Origin of the sequence: Curtobacterium oceanosedimentum, from assembly GCF_040545555.1 — a bacterium.
Lineage (GTDB): Bacteria > Actinomycetota > Actinomycetes > Actinomycetales > Microbacteriaceae > Curtobacterium.
The window spans coordinates 121,963-136,975 of sequence record NZ_JBEPMD010000003.1 but is presented as its reverse complement, the minus strand read 5'-3'; the positions used below and the strand labels follow the sequence as shown (position 1 = coordinate 136,975).

Below are 15,013 nucleotides of genomic sequence, written 5' to 3'. Positions count from 1 at the left end.
AGACCTGGGGACGGCGAGTCGGACGGGCCTCGTCGTGCACAAACTGGCCCGTGCTACCGGTCGAGGTTCCAGCTGCGCCGCTTCACCAGGATGTGCCCGCGCGACGAGGTCAGACGGCTCCAGGGGCCGGTCTCGAACAGCCGCACCGGGTCGTGTCCGAGGAACCCGAGGCTCTCCCCCGCGAAGCCCGCGGCCGCCGGCACGTGCTCGATCCCGGGGACGGGGCGCCCCCACACCTCGGCGCGGATGCGACGGACGATCGCCTCGCCGGCGTTCGACGGGACGGCGTCGGCGACCTCCGCGATGCCGTCGCGGGCGGCGCGGCGGAGCAGCTCCGGCGAGATGTCGGGCAGCGGTACCCAGCCGCCGCGGGGCGGCGAGATCGCGGCCCACGTGACCGTGTTGACCTCGTGCGGGAGCTCGACCTCGATCGGGGTCGGCCGCGTCGGATCGGCGCCGTCGGCCCCGGCGGCGTCGTGCTCCTCGGCCAGGACACGGAGTCGCTCCTGCAACGACGCGAGCGGGACGACCGCGTCGATCGTCGCCGGCTCCGTGAGCGAGAAGGTGCGGAGGCCGAGCACGGTCGGGAGTTCGTCGAGCAGTCCGAGCGGGTAGAGGATCGCCGTGTAGACCGCCAGGACGCCCGAGTCGGCGATGAGCCGCACGGAGCCGTCCTCGATCCGGGCAGCGCGTCCGAGGTAGGTGCGGAGGTCGCCGAGCGAGGCGGCGTCGGGAAGCGTGAACGAGGTGCCCATGTCGACACCGATCCTACCGGTGGCGGGTTCGTAGACTGCGGGGGTGAACGGCGAACCCGACTTCCTCAGCACCCTCCGCCTGCAGGACACCGGCGCGAGCACGGGCGAGACGATCCTCACCGGTGCCAGCCACTGGTCACCCGGCGGCCGGGTGTTCGGCGGACAGGTGCTCGCGCAGTGCATCGTCGCCGCGCAGCACACGATCGAGGACCGCGACATCCACTCGATGCACGGGTACTTCCTGCGTCCCGGTGACATCGACGTGCCGATCACGTTCGCCGTCGAACGCATCCACGACGGCCGGTCCTTCGCCACCCGACGCGTCCAGGCCTACCAGCGCGGTGTCCCGATCTTCTCGATGATCGCGTCGTTCCAGCGACCGGACGACGGAGTCGAGCACCAGGACCCCTTCCCCGTCGACACCCCGGAGCCGGAGTCGCTGCCGTCTGCCGCGTCGATCCTCTCGGCGATCGACCACCCCGTGGCGCAGGCCTGGGCGGAGCGCTCGATCGACCTGCGGCACGTCGAAGGCCCGGTGTTCGTCGACGTGCAGGGTGAGCGCGTCCCGCACCAGGCCGTGTGGTTCCGCGTCGACGGCGACCTGCCCGAGGACCCGTCGCTGCACCGGGCCGTGCTCGGCTACGCGAGCGACGTGTCGATCCTGGAGCCGATCATGCGTCGGCACGGGGTCGCCTGGGGCACGCCCGGGGTCAAGAGCGCGAGTCTCGACCACGCGATGTGGTGGCACCGGGACGGTCGTGCCGACGACTGGGTGCTGTACGTGCAGGAGTCGCCGAGCGCTCAGGGTGGCCGGGGGTTGGCGTTCGGGCGGATGTTCTCCCGTGACGGCCGTCTGCTGGCCTCGGTCGCGCAGGAGGGCATGATGCGCGTCCCGCGCTGACGCTCCGCGCTACGGGCGGGAGAACTCCACCGGGGCTTCGACGAACGGCGCGCACGCGGCACGCTCGGCCTCGGACAGGCGCCGGGGTCGGTTCGTCGCCGCATCGACCATGACCAGGGCGGTCGTGGCACGGGTGTACAGCACCTGGGGTTCGACACCGGCGGGCGACCGGATCTCGTACGAGACGTCGATGCTCGCGCCCCCGATGCGCCCGATCCACATCTGGACGTCGAGCGGCCGCCGCAGGTACGGGATCGACGCCAGGTACTCGAGCCGCTGGGCGGCGATCACGGTCATCGTCCCGGAGCCGGGGCGACCGTCGATGATCGGGTCCGGCAGGTCGTCCTCGGGCGCGACGTCGGCGGGGTCGTGGCCCCAGAACCCCGCGATGCGCGCCTCCTCCAGGAGACGCAGCATCGCGGAGTTGTTGACGTGCCCGTACGCGTCGATGTCGCTCCACCGGATGCGGACGGGGACGTGCAGCCTCGCCACGGGTCAGTCGCGCGTGAGCTTGCGGTACGTCGAGCGACCGGGCTTGTTCGCGTCCGGCCCGAGACGGACGAGCTTGTTCTCCTCGTACGCCTCGAAGTTGCCCTCGAACCAGTACCAGTCGGGGGTGCCGTCCTCGTTCAGGCCCTCCCACGCGAGGATGTGCGTGGCGATCCGGTCGAGGAACCAGCGGTCGTGGGTGATCACGACGGCGCAGCCCGGGAACTCGAGCAGCGCGTTCTCGAGGCTGCCGAGGGTCTCGACGTCGAGGTCGTTGGTCGGCTCGTCGAGGAGCAGCAGGTTGCCGCCCTGCTTGAGCGTCAGCGCGAGGTTCAGGCGGTTGCGCTCACCACCGGAGAGCACGCCGGCCTTCTTCTGCTGGTCCGGGCCCTTGAAGCCGAACTGCGAGACGTAGGCGCGGGACGGGATCTCGGTCTTGCCGACCTGGATGAAGTCCAGACCGTCGGACACGACCTCCCACAGGTTCTTGTTCGGGTCGATGCCCCCGCGGCTCTGGTCGACGTACGAGATGTCGACGGTGTCACCGATCTTCAGCTGCCCGCCGTCGAGCGGCTCGAGGCCGACGATGGTCTTGAACAGCGTGGTCTTGCCGACACCGTTCGGGCCGATGACGCCGACGATGCCGTTGCGCGGCAGCGTGAACGACAGGCCGTCGATGATGACGCGCTCACCGAACTGCTTGCGGAGCTTCTCGGCGTCGATCACCTGGGATCCCAGGCGCGGACCGACGGGGATCACGATCTCCTCGAAGTCGAGCTTCCGCGTGCGCTCGGCCTCGGCAGCCATCTCCTCGTAGCGGGCCAGACGAGCCTTCGACTTCGCCTGACGGCCCTTCGAGTTGCTCCGGACCCACTCGAGCTCGCTGGTCAGGCGCTTCGCGAGCTTCGCGTCCTTCTTGCCCTGGACCTCGAGACGTTCGCGCTTCTTCTCGAGGTAGGTCGAGTAGTTGCCCTCGTACGGGTAGAGACGACCGCGGTCGACCTCGGCGATCCACTGCGCGACGTGGTCGAGGAAGTACCGGTCGTGGGTGACCGCGAGCACGGCGCCGGGGTACTTCGACAGGTGCTGCTCGAGCCAGAGGACGGACTCGGCGTCGAGGTGGTTGGTGGGCTCGTCGAGGAGGAGCAGGTCGGGCTTCTCGAGGAGCAGCTTGCAGAGCGCGACGCGGCGCTTCTCACCACCCGAGAGGTTGGCGATCTGTGCGTCCGCCGGCGGGCACTGCAGTGCGTCCATGGCCTGCTCGAGCTGGGAGTCGAGGTCCCACGCGTCGGCCGCGTCGATCTCCTCCTGCAGGGTGCCCATCTCGGCGAGGAGGGCGTCGAAGTCGGCGTCCGGCTCGGCCATCAGCGCGGAGATCTCGTTGAAGCGGTCGAGCTTGCCCTTGATCGCGCCGACGCCCATCTGGACGTTCTCGAGCACGGTCTTGGACTCGTCGAGCTCGGGCTCCTGCATGAGGATGCCGACGGAGAAGCCGGGCGTCAGCTTCGCCTCGCCGTTGGACGGCTGGTCGAGACCCGCCATGATCTTCAGGATCGTCGACTTGCCCGCACCGTTCGGCCCGACGACGCCGATCTTGGCGCCGGGGAGGAACGACATCGTGACGTCGTCGAGGATCAGCTTGTCGCCGACCGTCTTGCGGGCGCGGACCATCTGGTAGATGTACTCAGCCATATCGGCGCAAGTCTACTGACCCGGGCGCGCCACCGCTCCCCCTGCGCCGCTGGGCGCCGCGTACCCGGCGTGTGGCCGTCGCGTGCCCGTGTCCGAGCACCTGCGCTCCGCGGCAGGTGGTCCGGTCGGCGCTCCGGTCACGCGACAGCACGGTCGTCCTCGTCGGGGTCGGGCGCACGCTGCTCGGCGGCGGTCCGGTCGCCGGTACCGCTCGTCCGCGGATCGCGAGGATCCGCGGCTCCGCCGTGCTCGACGCCGTCGACTCCGCCGTCAGCGCGTCCGAGCCGGACGGGCTCGACGTCGTGGTGCGGGAGCGCCGTGTCGACCGCGGCCGCGGGCAGGGTGTGACCGCCGTCGATCGCGTCCACGGCCGAGGGGTGGTCGTCCTCCGGTACCGTGCCCGTCACCTCACCCGTGTCCGGGTTCACCGTCGGCACCCCGGGTGGGACCCCCGGCCCCGCGTTCGAGTCGCCGACCTGCCGCGGGACGCGGATCCAGTTGCTGATCCCCCAGGCGAGGTCGTGCCCGATGCCGTCGGCGTCGATCTCGACCGAGGTCCCGCCCCGCCCGTCCCGCTCCCAGGCTCGGATCCGCACACGCCCGGTCACCAGGATCCGGTCGCCCTTCTTCATGGACTTGTGGACGTTGGCGGCGAGGGAGCGGAAGGCGGTGACGGTGTACCAGTTTGTCGGGCCGTTGGTCCAGGACGAGGTGCTGCGGTCCCATCGTCGTGAGGGGGAGGCCAGACGGAGGCTCGTGATGGCGATGCCGGTGTCGGTGACGAGGTGGCGGGGCTCGGTCGCGACGATGCCGCAGACGGTGATCGTGTCGTTCATGACTCGATCGTGGGCGAGCCCCGGGTCGCGGAGGCGACCCGGGGCTCGATCTGTGACTCACCACGTCGTTCAGGGGGGCTGTGGAGGAAGAGTCCCCCGTGCCTCCCGGCCGACGGGTCAGTGCGCGCGGAACTCGGGACGGTCCGCGAGGGGTCCGAGCGCCGCGTGGACCGCGCCCTTCGCGGACTCCAGCGACGGGTAGGTCCCCCCTCGACCCCGTCGGCCGTAGAGCTCGACCTGGAACCCGTCCGGCGCGCGGCGGATGCTGCCGACCGCGCCCGCCGGACCGACGGCCACCCAGGTCCCGGTGTTGTCCATCATCGTTCGACCACCTCCTCGTGGCCCCGGCGTCCGTGCGTCAGGACGCCAGGATGTACTGACTGTAGGCCCTGCGGACCTTGTTCACCTTGGGCAGCGCGACCGCGAGGCAGTAGCCCTGTCCGGGGTTCTTCGCGAAGAAGTCCTGGTGGTACTCCTCCGCACGGAAGAAGGTACCGAGCGGCTCGATCGTCGTCACGATCCCGCCGTCCCACATGTCCGCGGCGCGCTGGACCGCCCGCTCGAAGACCGCACGCTGCTCGTCGTCCGCCGGGAACATCGCCGAGCGGTACTGCGTCCCGACGTCAGCGCCCTGGCGGTCGAGCTGGCGCGGGTCGTGCAGCGTGAAGAAGACGTCGAGGACCACGTCGGCCGGGATGACCGACTCGTCGAAGGTGACCGCGACCGCCTCGGCGTGGCCGGTCGTACCGGTGCAGACGGCCTCGTAGGTCGGGTGGTCGGTCGCGCCGCCGGTGTAGCCGGACACCACGTCCCGGACGCCCTGCAGGGTCCGGTACACGGCGTCGAGGCACCAGAAGCATCCACCTGCGAGCACGAAGGTCGTCATGTGCCTCACCGTACGCTCCGCTGCTCCGGTGCTCGAGGAGGGGGTACGGCTCCTGCACAGGATGCTCCCCGCCACCGGCCTTCCCGAGGCTGACTGCACGCCCGTGCACTGTCGGTGGTCGGCCGTAGCGTCGAGGCAACGAGACCGCGACAGACCACCAGGAGGCACCCGTGCAGACCAGCACCGAACCAGCGTTCCGGATCCGCTCCACGTCGGTTGCACGCAGCCGTGGTGACCTGCGCGTGCTCGACGTGCGGGACGACCTCAGCAGGGTCACCCGCGCCAACGGCGAGATCGTCGGGTACGTCGACCGGGTGGACGTCGCGGGCGGCACCGCGTACCGCGCCCGTCGGTACGTCGCGACGGAGCGCCGGTTCGTCGAGCTGCCGAACGTGTGGTCGGCCGACGACGCCGTGGACTGCCTGCGCTGGGGCTGAGCCACCGGGCGGCGGCGACGGGACACTCCCGGCTCGACGGAACGCCGACCCGCCTCCGCGGTTCCGGGCCGCGCGCTGCGTAGGGTTCGCGCATGGACTGGTGGAACGACCTGACCGACTGGACCGCATCCGACGAGGGTTGGCGCGTGCTGTCCGGCGCGATCATCCCCTTCGTCGCGATCGTCGTCGCCGGAGTGATCGCCGCGCTCATCGGGCGTGCGGCAGCGAAGCGGGTCGTCGCGCTCCACGACCGCGAGAGCCGGAACTCGGCGGTCGCGGGCGTGGTCACCGCGGCGCGCAAGGCTTCTCGCTGGGGAGTGCTCGGACACGAGGAACGCGCCTATGCGGACCACCTCGCCGAGGATTCCGACGTGCGGCTGCGGCTCCTGCCGGTGAGCGGCGCTCCGCTGGCCGCCGACTGGGTGCAGCACGAGATCGCCGACATCAAGCGCAACTCGTCGACGTTCACGTCGCAGGCGGAACAGTCGCTCGGTGAGCTACGCGATCGTCTGCTCGAGTGGAACGCCAAGCCGGGCCGCGCGAAGAAGCTGTTCAAGGCCGATCTCGAACGGTGGAAGTTCGACTCCCCGGACCCCGACGCCGAACTCATCACCCGCCAGCAGGACTGGAACGCCGGCCGACAGCAGCAGCGACAGGCCGACACGGACGCTGGCTCGGCCCCGTCGAGCCCGACACCGACCACGACCTCGCTCCGTCCGGCGCCGCAGCAGTCCGGTTCCCCCGCCGGAGGGGCCGCGCCGGCAGCATCGGGAGTGCACCCGTCCGGCTCGGCCGCGGTGCCGACGACCGACCACGATGCCACCACCCCGATCGACGACCTCCGCGGCTCGTCCGACAACCGGACGCGGCCCTACGGCGACCGTGAGACCGTGCCGCTGGACGGCGCGCCGGTGCGCCCGCAGCTGGGCTCGCCGATCGCGTCCGGGCGACCGGGCAGCGGCACGGCACCGTCCGCGCGCAACGACCTGGGCTCCCGCGGCACGGACGCCTCGGACTCCGGCGAGGTCGACGTGACCGACCGCGGCGAGGACCGCCGCTCCGACGTCCGACCGTCCTCCGCGCCGCACATCGCGAGCCCGACCTCCGCCGACGCGCACGTGAACCGCGCGTCTGCCTCGGCGAGCGGGCTCGACCGCTCCGCGGAGTCGAGCGCTTCGGCGACTGCACGAGCGGACGATGAGGACGCCTCGCCCTACACCCAGCCCATCAGCGCGAGCGAACTCCGCCGCAGGGCGTCCGAGGACGACTGACACCTGCCACGTCCGACGAGAGGCCGCCATCCCACTGGATGGCGGCCTCTCGTCGCGTGTGCCCCCGGCAGGAATCGAACCCGCGACACGGAGGGTAGAAACCACCTGCTCTATCCACTGAGCTACGGAGGCGAGCGGCGACGATTCTACCGCCGTCGGTCCACGTGGCGCTGCAGGGCACCACGTGAGCCCGCGTGCGGTGATCGTGCGCGACGCTCGGAGCGACCCAAACGGGCGGAAGCGGCACGACGAGCGGCGCGGCGGAGCAGGAAGCGCCCGCCCGCGGCGCTTCCGGCAGCCAGCACGGACGACCACGGCGCCGAGCGGGCGGAACCCGAACGCCTGCCAGCGCGCGACAGCAGGGAACGCCCGCTCGCGCGCGAGCGCGCCCAGCCAGCGCGACCGACGGGACGGGCGCGCACCGCGCCTCCCGGCCGGGGACGGCAGCGTGGCGACCGGCGGGGCGGGCGGGCACCGCGCCTCCCGGCGGGCCGGTCAGAGCGCCTTCGCGACCGCCACCAGCAGCTGGTCCCGCGAGGGGACGCCCGGAGAACGGAAGACCTCGGCGCCGTCCTCCCGCCGCACGATGATCGTGGGGGTCGAACGGATGCCGAGGTCCTCTGCGGTGTCGGGGTGTGCCGCGACGTCGCGCTCCGTGACCCGGAGCCCGGGGACGAGCGCCGCGGCCTCGCCGGTCACGCGGCGGGCGGCTGCGCACGGTGCGCAGAAGGCGGAGGTCCAGAGGTCGAGCTGCACGGAACGGTGCAACGTGCGCGGCGCGGGATCTACTCCCGGTCGAACTCGCCGCTGCGGTCGCCGCGGTCCTGCAGGTCGTCGACCGGGTCGGAGTCCGCGGCATCGTACTCGTACTCGACCGAGGTCTGGTCGAGCACCTGACGGGTCTTGGTGGCCTTGTAGGTGAAGGCCGTCTGCAGGCCCTCGACGTCCGCGTACACCGTGACCTCGTCGTCGACCGCGTCGCTCGTGGCGGTGCGGGTGTCGGTCGTGCCGTCGAAGGGACCGCCGTGGAAGATCGCGGTGTACTCGTCGCCCTCGTGGATGGTGATGTCGCTCATGCGTCCCTTGTACCAGGGGCGCCCTGTTGACGGATGCATAGCACCGCTATATAGTTTGCACATGGAATCATCTCGGGCGCAGACGTTGGAGACGCTGATCGTCTCGGTCAACCGCCTCGTCCGCGCCGCGGCGCGAGCCTCGGGCGACGCCACCTCGGCCGCGGTCTGGCGCACGCTCGGCATCCTCGACACCGACCAGCCCCTGCGCCTCGGTGAACTCGCGGCCGCGTCACGCGTCGCGCAGCCGACCATGACCCGGATCGTCTCCGGGATGCTCGCCGACGGGCTCCTCTCGCGCACCGTCGACCCCGACGACTCCCGCGGCCAGCTCATCGAGCTGACCGACACGGGCCGCGAGGGGCTCGCCACCTGGCGGGCGACGATCGCCGGCTCGGTCGGACCGGTCTTCGCCGACCTCGACGACGACGACTGGGACGTCCTGCGCGACGCCGCCGCCATCATCGCTTCGCGCACCACCACGAACCCCACCAGAACGGACATCCACGCGTGAACGCCCACGCACCCGCTGCGTCCGGCAGCATCCTCAAGCAGTCGTCCGCGGTCTGGGCGATCGCGTTCGCCTGCGTCGTCGCCTTCATGGGCATCGGCCTCGTGGACCCGATCCTGCCCGCGATCGCGACGTCGCTGCACGCGACCGCCGCGCAGACCGAGCTGCTCTTCACGAGCTACCTCGCCGTCACCGGCGTCGCGATGTTCTTCACCAGCTGGGTGTCGAGCCGCATCGGCGCGAAGAACACGCTGCTCATCGGGCTCGCGCTCATCGTCGTGTTCTCGGTGCTCGCCGCGACCTCGGGCAGCGTCTGGAACATCATCGGCTTCCGGGCCGGATGGGGCCTCGGCAACGCGCTCTTCATCTCCACCGCGCTCGCGACCATCGTCGGCGCGGCCTCGGGCGGCACGGCCTCGGCGATCATCCTGTACGAGGCAGCACTCGGGCTCGGCATCGCGGTCGGCCCCCTGGTCGGCGGTCTGCTCGGCTCGGTGAGCTGGCGCGGACCCTTCTTCGGCGTCACCACCCTGATGGCGATCGCGTTCATCGCCGTCGTCGTGCTGCTCAAGTCCTCGGGGCTCGAGAAGCCGACACCGACCAAGCTCTCGGCGCCGTTCCGTGCCCTCGGACAGCCGGCACTCGCGGCACTCGCCGTGACCGCGCTCTTCTACAACATCGGGTTCTTCGTGCTCCTCGCGTACACGCCGTTCCCGCTCGGCTTCGGCGCGCTCGGCATCGGCTTCACGTTCTTCGGGTGGGGCGTCGGGCTGGCGATCACCTCGGTCTGGGTCGCGCCGATGCTCACCGCACGCATGCGCCGCACGACCGTCCTGAAGATCGCGCTGCCGCTGCTCGCCCTCGACCTGTTCGCCGCGGCGGTCGTCGTGACCTCCCAGGTCGGGCTGATCATCTGCGTGGTCATCGGTGGGCTCGTGCTCGGTGTCCTCAACACCGTGCTCACGGAGTGCGTGATGGAGGCGACGGACCTCCCCCGCTCGGTGGCGTCGAGCGCGTACTCGGCGGTGCGCTTCATCGGAGGTGCGATCGCCCCGCCCGTGGCGACGCTGCTCGCGGACGAGTTCTCGCCCTCGGCGGCGTACGTGTTCGCCGGGATCTCGGTGGCGGTCGCGTTCGTGGTCGTGGTGCTGACCACGAAGGTGCTGCGGCGGGTCGACGACGGGGCAGAGTCGGAACGCATCGAGGCCGAGGCGATCTCGGCGGGCGAGATGGTCTGAGGCCGGCAGCTCCCTGCACAGCGGGCGGGAACCACGAGCGGACTCTGGTCCGGTCGTGGTTCCCGCCCGTTCGTCGTGTTCGGGTTCGGGTTCGTGTTCGGGACGGACGCTGACTCCGGGCAGGACGCGAGCTCCGGGCAGGAGCCGCGCGAGCCGCGCGAGCGGGCGGTACACGTGGGTCGGGAGCAGACCGTTCGGCAGCTTCCGCCCGCACGGGGGACCGAGGACGGGCCGGAGCGGATCGCCGGACGCACGAGGAGCCTCCAGTCCGGGGTGGCGGCCAGCGAATCGCTCCGCTCCGCCCGCTCGCTCGCTCCACTGTTCGGAGCGGCAGCCTCCGTCACTCGCACGCGAGCGGGCGGAATGCTGCTGTCGCTCCGATCCCAGGGCGCTGGTTCCGCCCGCTCGTGAGGGTGGATCTGAGCGATTCGCCTGACGGTCCGTGCCGCTCGTCGTGAACGGGTGAATCTCGCTCCCGGGACGCCTCGCTCTGCGCGGGTTCCGCCCGCTCGCGAACACCTTGGACGTATTCGCCTCGGCCTGGAGGCACGGCCCGCCTCCGGCGGACTGGTCCCGTTGCGAACGGGCGGAACCGGGCCGCGGGAGAGCCCCTACGCGCACGTTCCACCCGCTCGCCAACACCTGGGCCGGATTCGCCCTCGGTCCGGAGGCGCGGCCCGCCTCCGGGCCGCCTCGGGCGAACCGGTCCCGTTACGAAGGGGCGGAACCGGGCCGCGGGGCAGCCCCTGCGCGCACGTTCCGCCCACTCGCGAACATCCCACCAACGCATGCAGGTTCCGCCCGCTCGCGGTGGCCGGGCGCGCAGGGCCGCCCTCGTTCCACAGCCGCACACCACCGGCGCGGGAGCGTCGCACGTGCGGAATAGGATCGGGGACATGGCAACTGCGAACGACCGCCTCGTCTGGATCGACTGCGAGATGACTGGCCTCGACGTCGAGGTCGACCAACTCGTCGAGGTGGCCGTCGTCGTCACGGACTTCGACCTGGTTCCCGTGCACCCCGGCTTCGACATCGTCATCAAGCCGGACCAGTCGGCACTCGACAACATGAACGAGTTCGTCACGAACATGCACGCGACCTCGGGCCTCGCCGAGGCGATCCCGGACGGGGTCTCCCTGGCGGACGCCGAGTACCAGGTGCTCGAGTACATCCTCCATCACGTCCCGGCCGAGGGCAGCGCCCCGCTGGCGGGCAACACGATCGGCACGGACCGCGCGTTCCTGTCGAAGTACATGCCGCGCGTGGACGGGCACCTGCACTACCGCAGCGTCGACGTGTCGAGCATCAAGGAGCTCTGCCGTCGCTGGTTCCCGCGCGTGTACTTCAACGCTCCGGAGAAGCACGGTGGGCACCGTGCCCTCGCGGACATCCTCGAGTCGATCCGCGAACTCGAGTACTACCGCCGCGCGGGCTTCATCCCCGAGCCCGGCCCCACGACCGAGGTCGTCCGCGCCGTCGCGGCCGAGGTCGTCGAGAAGTGGGAACCGCGGCTCGCGCAGCCCGCCGGCGAGTAGTCACGAGCGGAGACACGAGCAGCGACACGCGTGGTCGTCGTCGCCTCCGGCATGTACTACTATTGAGTGGTCGCGCCGGTCAGCCGGTTCGGACATGGTGGATATAGCTCAGTTGGTAGAGCGCCTGGTTGTGGTCTAGGAGGTCGCGGGTTCGAGACCCGTTATTCACCCCAGTAGGCAAAGGCCCCGTCCCGCAGGACGGGGCCTTTGCCGTTCTCGGATGATCGTGTGCCACGATCGATCTGTGATGGACATGTCCGCCGACGCGTTCGAGCAACTCGTGACCGACGAGCTCGACCTGCTGCCCGACGAGATGGTCGACGGGCTCGACAACGTGGTGTTCGTCGTCGAGGACGAACCCGAGGACGGCTCCGACCTGTTCGGGTACTACGACGGAGTCGCCGCGACCGAGCGCGGGCAGTACGGGTTCGGCGAGCTCCCGGACCGGATCGTGGTGTTCCGGAAGCAGCACCTCGAGGAGTGCGACACCGTCGAGGAGCTCCGGGACGAGGTGCACACGACGCTCGTCCACGAGATCGGCCACTTCTACGGCATCGACGACGCTCGTCTGCACGAGCTCGGCTGGGCGTAGCCCGTAGCCCGCAGCCCGCAGCCCGCAGCCCACCCTCAGAACCGCGTCGGCCCCACCTCGTGGTACCGCTCCCACGCGTCCACCGGCCCCCTCCCGTGCAGCACGTACTCCCCCACGAGCCGCTCCTTGTACACGGCCGGGTTGTGCGACGCCACCACCCGCGAGTTCCGCCAGTGCCGATCGAGCGCCCGGGTCCGGTCCGCCGCCGAGGCCCCACCGACCTCGAACAACTCCGTGGCCGCTCGGAGCACACGCGGCCCGACCTCGACCTGCGCCTGGTAGACGGCGTTCTCGGCCGTGTCGAGCAGCGCGTGGTCGACGCCGACCCCCGGCTCGTTCGTCACCACGACCGCGTCGAGCAGCCCGGCCGCCGCCGCGACGAGCGACCGCGCGGTGAACGCCCCCGCCGACAGCCGCCCGAGCACGGCCAGCACCTGCGGGTCGTCCCCCGGCACGGCGGCGTTCGCGTGGATGTACGTCCGGGTCCGCGGTCGGACGAACGCCACGGCGTCGTCGACGACGGCCTGCCCGATCCCGGCGAGGACCGCCAGCAGGTACAGCTGGTAGAAGGCCTGGATGTGCGAGAGCGGCGCGTCCCGGTACGCGGAGATCGCCGACTCGTCGACGAGGACGCCGTCGAACACCGTCGTCCCGGACGCGGTGAGGCGCTGCCCGAACCCGTCCCAGTCGTCGACGCCGGTGACCCCCGGCGCATCGGTCGGCACGGCGAAGGTCACCCGCTCGCCGTCGCGGTCGGCCGCCAGGTAGATCCAGTCGGCGTAGAGCGTGCCGGTCGAGTAGAACTTCCGCCCGTCGAGCCGCCACGTGCCGGCGTCGTCCGGAGCGACGGTCGTCGAGATGTCGGCGAGCGTCGTTCCGGTCCGCTCCGAGGTCGCGTTCCCCACGATCGCCCCGTCGACGATCCGCCGCAGCCACTCGTCGCGAGCGGGCGAACCCGGACGCAGGAGCACGAGTTCGGTGTACCCGAAGTGGCCCCGCCACAGGTGCGCGATGTTCGAGTCTGCCGCCGCGAGGTCCGACACCAGGTGGACGAGCTCCACGAGCGTCACCCCGAAGCCGCCGCGGTCCTCGGGCACGCGGAGTCGGCCGAACCCCGCCTCCGCCAGCGCCCGCACCTCGCCGTGCGGCAGTTCCCGCTCCCCCGGCGTCCCGGACGCCAGCTCGCGTGCGACGGCCCCCTCGCGGATGTGGTCGAACACCGGCGCGAAGCGAGCCCGCAGGGATGCGAGCCGGTCGGCCGGGAGGCGCGCACTGCCTCCGGCGGTCGTCGTCGCGTCCGTCATGCGGTCACCTCCGCGGCGTCGCGTGCACCGGCGTCGCCGGTCGCGCCGGCGCCGCTCGCTCCGCCGGAGAACGCCCCGCGCCAGCGCCTGGCCGGGTGCGAGTCCGGCAGCTGCGCGTGACCGAAGAGCTTCTCGCGCAGGGTGCCCTCCCGGTACTCGGACTGCATGAGATCGCGCTTCTGCAGGGTGGGCGCGATGTGGTCCACGAACTCCTCGTACGAGCCGGGCAGCGTCCAGTTGATGACGTTGACGCCGTCGACGCCGACCTGCTGCCACGCGGCGAGCTCGTCGGCGATCTGCTCGGGCGTCCCGACGACGCGGGCCCGCAGCTTCGCGGACAGTCGGGCGAGGTCGGCGATGGTCGGTTCGCGGTCACCGGCGGCCTCGCGGAGCCACTGCAGGTGCGACTGCCCGGCGTGCGTGCGGACCTCGGACAGCGGCGTCGCGGGGTCGAGCGGTTCGCCGCTGTCGGGGTCGAAGCCGAGGTTCGAGTGCACGAGGAATCCGTCGGCGGCGAGGTACTCGTCGATCTCCGCCTCCTTCGCCTTCGCCTCCGCCTCGGTCGACCCGGTGACGAAGGTCAGCCCGAGGAAGAAGGCGATGTCCTCACGGCGTCGGCCGGAAGCGGCTGCGAGGTCGCGGGTCTCGCGGATGAGCTGCTCGGTGGCGTCGCGGTTCGAGGTGAGGATGAACTGCGCCTCGGCGTTCCGCGCGGCGAACGCCCGCCCGGCTGGCGAGGACCCGGCCTGGAACAGCACCGGCGTGCGCTGCGGCGAGGGCGCAGACAGGTGCGGCCCCTGCACGTCGTAGCGCCCGCCGTGGTGGTCGATGCGGTGCACCTTCTCCGGGTCGGCGTAGCCGCGCACCGGGTCCTTGAGCACGGCACCGTCCTCCCACGAGCCCTCCCAGAGCTTCGCGCAGACCTCGAGGTACTCCTCGGCCCAGGCGTAGCGCTCGTCGTGCTCCTCGAGTCGGTCGGCGCCGAAGTTCCGGGCCGCGCTGTCGAGGGCGCTCGTGACGACGTTCCAACCGATGCGTCCGCGGGTGATGTGGTCGAGCGTCGAGACCTTGCGGGCGAAGTCGAACGGGTGCGCCTGGATGACGCTGGACGTGAACGCCAGACCGAGGTGCTCGGTCGACACGGCGAGCGCGGAGAGCAGTACCGACGGGTCGTTCGAGGGGATCTGCAGGCCCTCGCGGAGGTTCGTCGCGTAGTCGCCGCGGGCGGGGCCGTACGTGCCGACGACGTCGGCGAAGAACATCGCGTCGAACTTCCCCCGCTCGAGCGTCCTGGCGAGGTCGGTCCAGAGCGTGACGTCGTCGAAGTCGGCCTGCCGGGCGTCCGGGTGCCGCCAGAGGCCGTGCTGGATGTGCGACGTCGTGTTCATGACGAAGGCCGCGAAGCGCAGCGGACGGGTCGGTGCATCGCTCATGGCTCCATGGTGTCCACCGACGTCGCGCAGGCGACATGACGTGACCTCGCGTTACGGGCG

Annotated in this window: 17 protein-coding genes and 2 tRNA genes; 8 read left to right on the top strand and 11 right to left on the bottom strand. The window is 71.2% G+C overall.

The genetic code is table 11. The features are described 5' to 3' along the window. Positions 1 to 53: 53 nt before the first annotated feature. Positions 54 to 755: a DUF8185 domain-containing protein gene (locus ABIC52_RS04390; protein ID WP_209823295.1), complete on the bottom strand. Its 702-nt coding sequence runs from the start codon at positions 753 to 755 to the stop codon at positions 54 to 56. A 43-nt stretch (positions 756 to 798) separates the two neighbouring features. Between ABIC52_RS04390 and ABIC52_RS04385 the strand changes: the two genes are divergently transcribed. Next, a complete protein-coding gene (locus tag ABIC52_RS04385) occupies positions 799 to 1,656 on the top strand; it encodes an acyl-CoA thioesterase (protein ID WP_354026710.1) in 858 nt (285 codons plus the stop codon). Between the two features lie 9 nt (positions 1,657 to 1,665). Here ABIC52_RS04385 and ABIC52_RS04380 read toward each other — a convergent pair whose 3' ends face one another. The 5 genes from ABIC52_RS04380 to msrA form a co-directional block, all read right to left on the bottom strand. Beyond that, on the bottom strand, positions 1,666 to 2,148 hold the full coding sequence (locus ABIC52_RS04380) for an acyl-CoA thioesterase (protein WP_126891787.1): 483 nt from the start codon (positions 2,146 to 2,148) through the stop codon (positions 1,666 to 1,668). A gap of 3 nt (positions 2,149 to 2,151) precedes the next feature. After that, a complete protein-coding gene (gene ettA, locus ABIC52_RS04375; protein ID WP_354026709.1) occupies positions 2,152 to 3,837 on the bottom strand; it encodes an energy-dependent translational throttle protein EttA in 1,686 nt (561 codons plus the stop codon). Positions 3,838 to 3,974: 137 nt separating this feature from the next. Then, positions 3,975 to 4,673: a single-stranded DNA-binding protein gene (locus tag ABIC52_RS04370; protein ID WP_354026708.1), complete on the bottom strand. Its 699-nt coding sequence runs from the start codon at positions 4,671 to 4,673 to the stop codon at positions 3,975 to 3,977. A 117-nt stretch (positions 4,674 to 4,790) separates the two neighbouring features. After that, positions 4,791 to 4,994 carry a hypothetical protein gene (locus tag ABIC52_RS04365; protein WP_082687396.1) on the bottom strand — a complete coding sequence of 68 codons (204 nt, stop codon included), beginning with the start codon at positions 4,992 to 4,994 and terminating at the stop codon, positions 4,791 to 4,793. Positions 4,995 to 5,031: 37 nt separating this feature from the next. Beyond that, positions 5,032 to 5,559 (bottom strand): peptide-methionine (S)-S-oxide reductase MsrA, encoded by a 528-nt coding sequence (msrA, locus tag ABIC52_RS04360; RefSeq protein ID WP_354026707.1) that lies wholly within the window; start codon positions 5,557 to 5,559, stop codon positions 5,032 to 5,034. 170 nt (positions 5,560 to 5,729) lie between these two features. Between msrA and ABIC52_RS04355 the strand changes: the two genes are divergently transcribed. Together ABIC52_RS04355 and ABIC52_RS04350 are read left to right on the top strand one after the other, a co-directional pair. Continuing rightward, a complete protein-coding gene (locus ABIC52_RS04355) occupies positions 5,730 to 5,996 on the top strand; it encodes a hypothetical protein (RefSeq protein ID WP_126891791.1) in 267 nt (88 codons plus the stop codon). Between the two features lie 92 nt (positions 5,997 to 6,088). Next, complete coding sequence (locus ABIC52_RS04350) at positions 6,089 to 7,267, top strand: hypothetical protein (protein ID WP_354026706.1); 1,179 nt, start codon at positions 6,089 to 6,091, stop codon at positions 7,265 to 7,267. A 59-nt stretch (positions 7,268 to 7,326) separates the two neighbouring features. Here ABIC52_RS04350 and ABIC52_RS04345 read toward each other — a convergent pair. The 3 genes from ABIC52_RS04345 to ABIC52_RS04335 all read right to left on the bottom strand — a co-directional run bounded on the left by ABIC52_RS04345 (position 7,327) and on the right by ABIC52_RS04335 (position 8,343). Further along, positions 7,327 to 7,399, bottom strand: a tRNA-Arg gene (locus ABIC52_RS04345). 363 nt (positions 7,400 to 7,762) lie between these two features. Continuing rightward, positions 7,763 to 8,023 (bottom strand): thioredoxin family protein, encoded by a 261-nt coding sequence (locus ABIC52_RS04340; protein ID WP_126892531.1) that lies wholly within the window; start codon positions 8,021 to 8,023, stop codon positions 7,763 to 7,765. A gap of 29 nt (positions 8,024 to 8,052) precedes the next feature. Beyond that, positions 8,053 to 8,343, bottom strand: coding sequence for an oligoribonuclease (locus ABIC52_RS04335; protein ID WP_126892530.1), 291 nt, complete (start codon positions 8,341 to 8,343; stop codon positions 8,053 to 8,055). 61 nt (positions 8,344 to 8,404) lie between these two features. Between ABIC52_RS04335 and ABIC52_RS04330 the strand changes: the two genes are divergently transcribed. The 5 genes from ABIC52_RS04330 (at position 8,405) to ABIC52_RS04310 (ending at position 12,216) form a co-directional block, all read left to right on the top strand. Next, the gene (locus tag ABIC52_RS04330) at positions 8,405 to 8,854 is read left to right on the top strand and encodes a MarR family winged helix-turn-helix transcriptional regulator (protein ID WP_354026705.1); all 450 of its coding nucleotides are present in this window, start codon (positions 8,405 to 8,407) and stop codon (positions 8,852 to 8,854) included. After that, entirely contained in the window at positions 8,851 to 10,089 is a 1,239-nt protein-coding gene (locus ABIC52_RS04325) for an MFS transporter (protein ID WP_354026704.1), read from the top strand. The genes ABIC52_RS04330 and ABIC52_RS04325 overlap by 4 nt, the downstream gene beginning before the upstream one ends. 896 nt (positions 10,090 to 10,985) lie before the next feature. Beyond that, a complete protein-coding gene (gene orn / locus ABIC52_RS04320) occupies positions 10,986 to 11,624 on the top strand; it encodes an oligoribonuclease (RefSeq protein ID WP_354026703.1) in 639 nt (212 codons plus the stop codon). Positions 11,625 to 11,721: 97 nt separating this feature from the next. Beyond that, positions 11,722 to 11,797 (top strand) — tRNA-His (locus ABIC52_RS04315). Positions 11,798 to 11,871: 74 nt separating this feature from the next. Further along, a complete protein-coding gene (locus ABIC52_RS04310; protein ID WP_126892533.1) occupies positions 11,872 to 12,216 on the top strand; it encodes a metallopeptidase family protein in 345 nt (114 codons plus the stop codon). A 35-nt stretch (positions 12,217 to 12,251) separates the two neighbouring features. Here the strand turns inward: ABIC52_RS04310 and ABIC52_RS04305 are convergent, their stop codons facing one another. After that, complete coding sequence (locus ABIC52_RS04305; RefSeq protein WP_354026702.1) at positions 12,252 to 13,520, bottom strand: acyl-CoA dehydrogenase family protein; 1,269 nt, start codon at positions 13,518 to 13,520, stop codon at positions 12,252 to 12,254. Beyond that, complete coding sequence (locus ABIC52_RS04300; RefSeq protein WP_354026701.1) at positions 13,517 to 14,953, bottom strand: NtaA/DmoA family FMN-dependent monooxygenase; 1,437 nt, start codon at positions 14,951 to 14,953, stop codon at positions 13,517 to 13,519. Before ABIC52_RS04300 ends, ABIC52_RS04305 begins: the two co-directional genes overlap by 4 nt. Between the last annotated feature and the right edge of the window lie 60 nt (positions 14,954 to 15,013).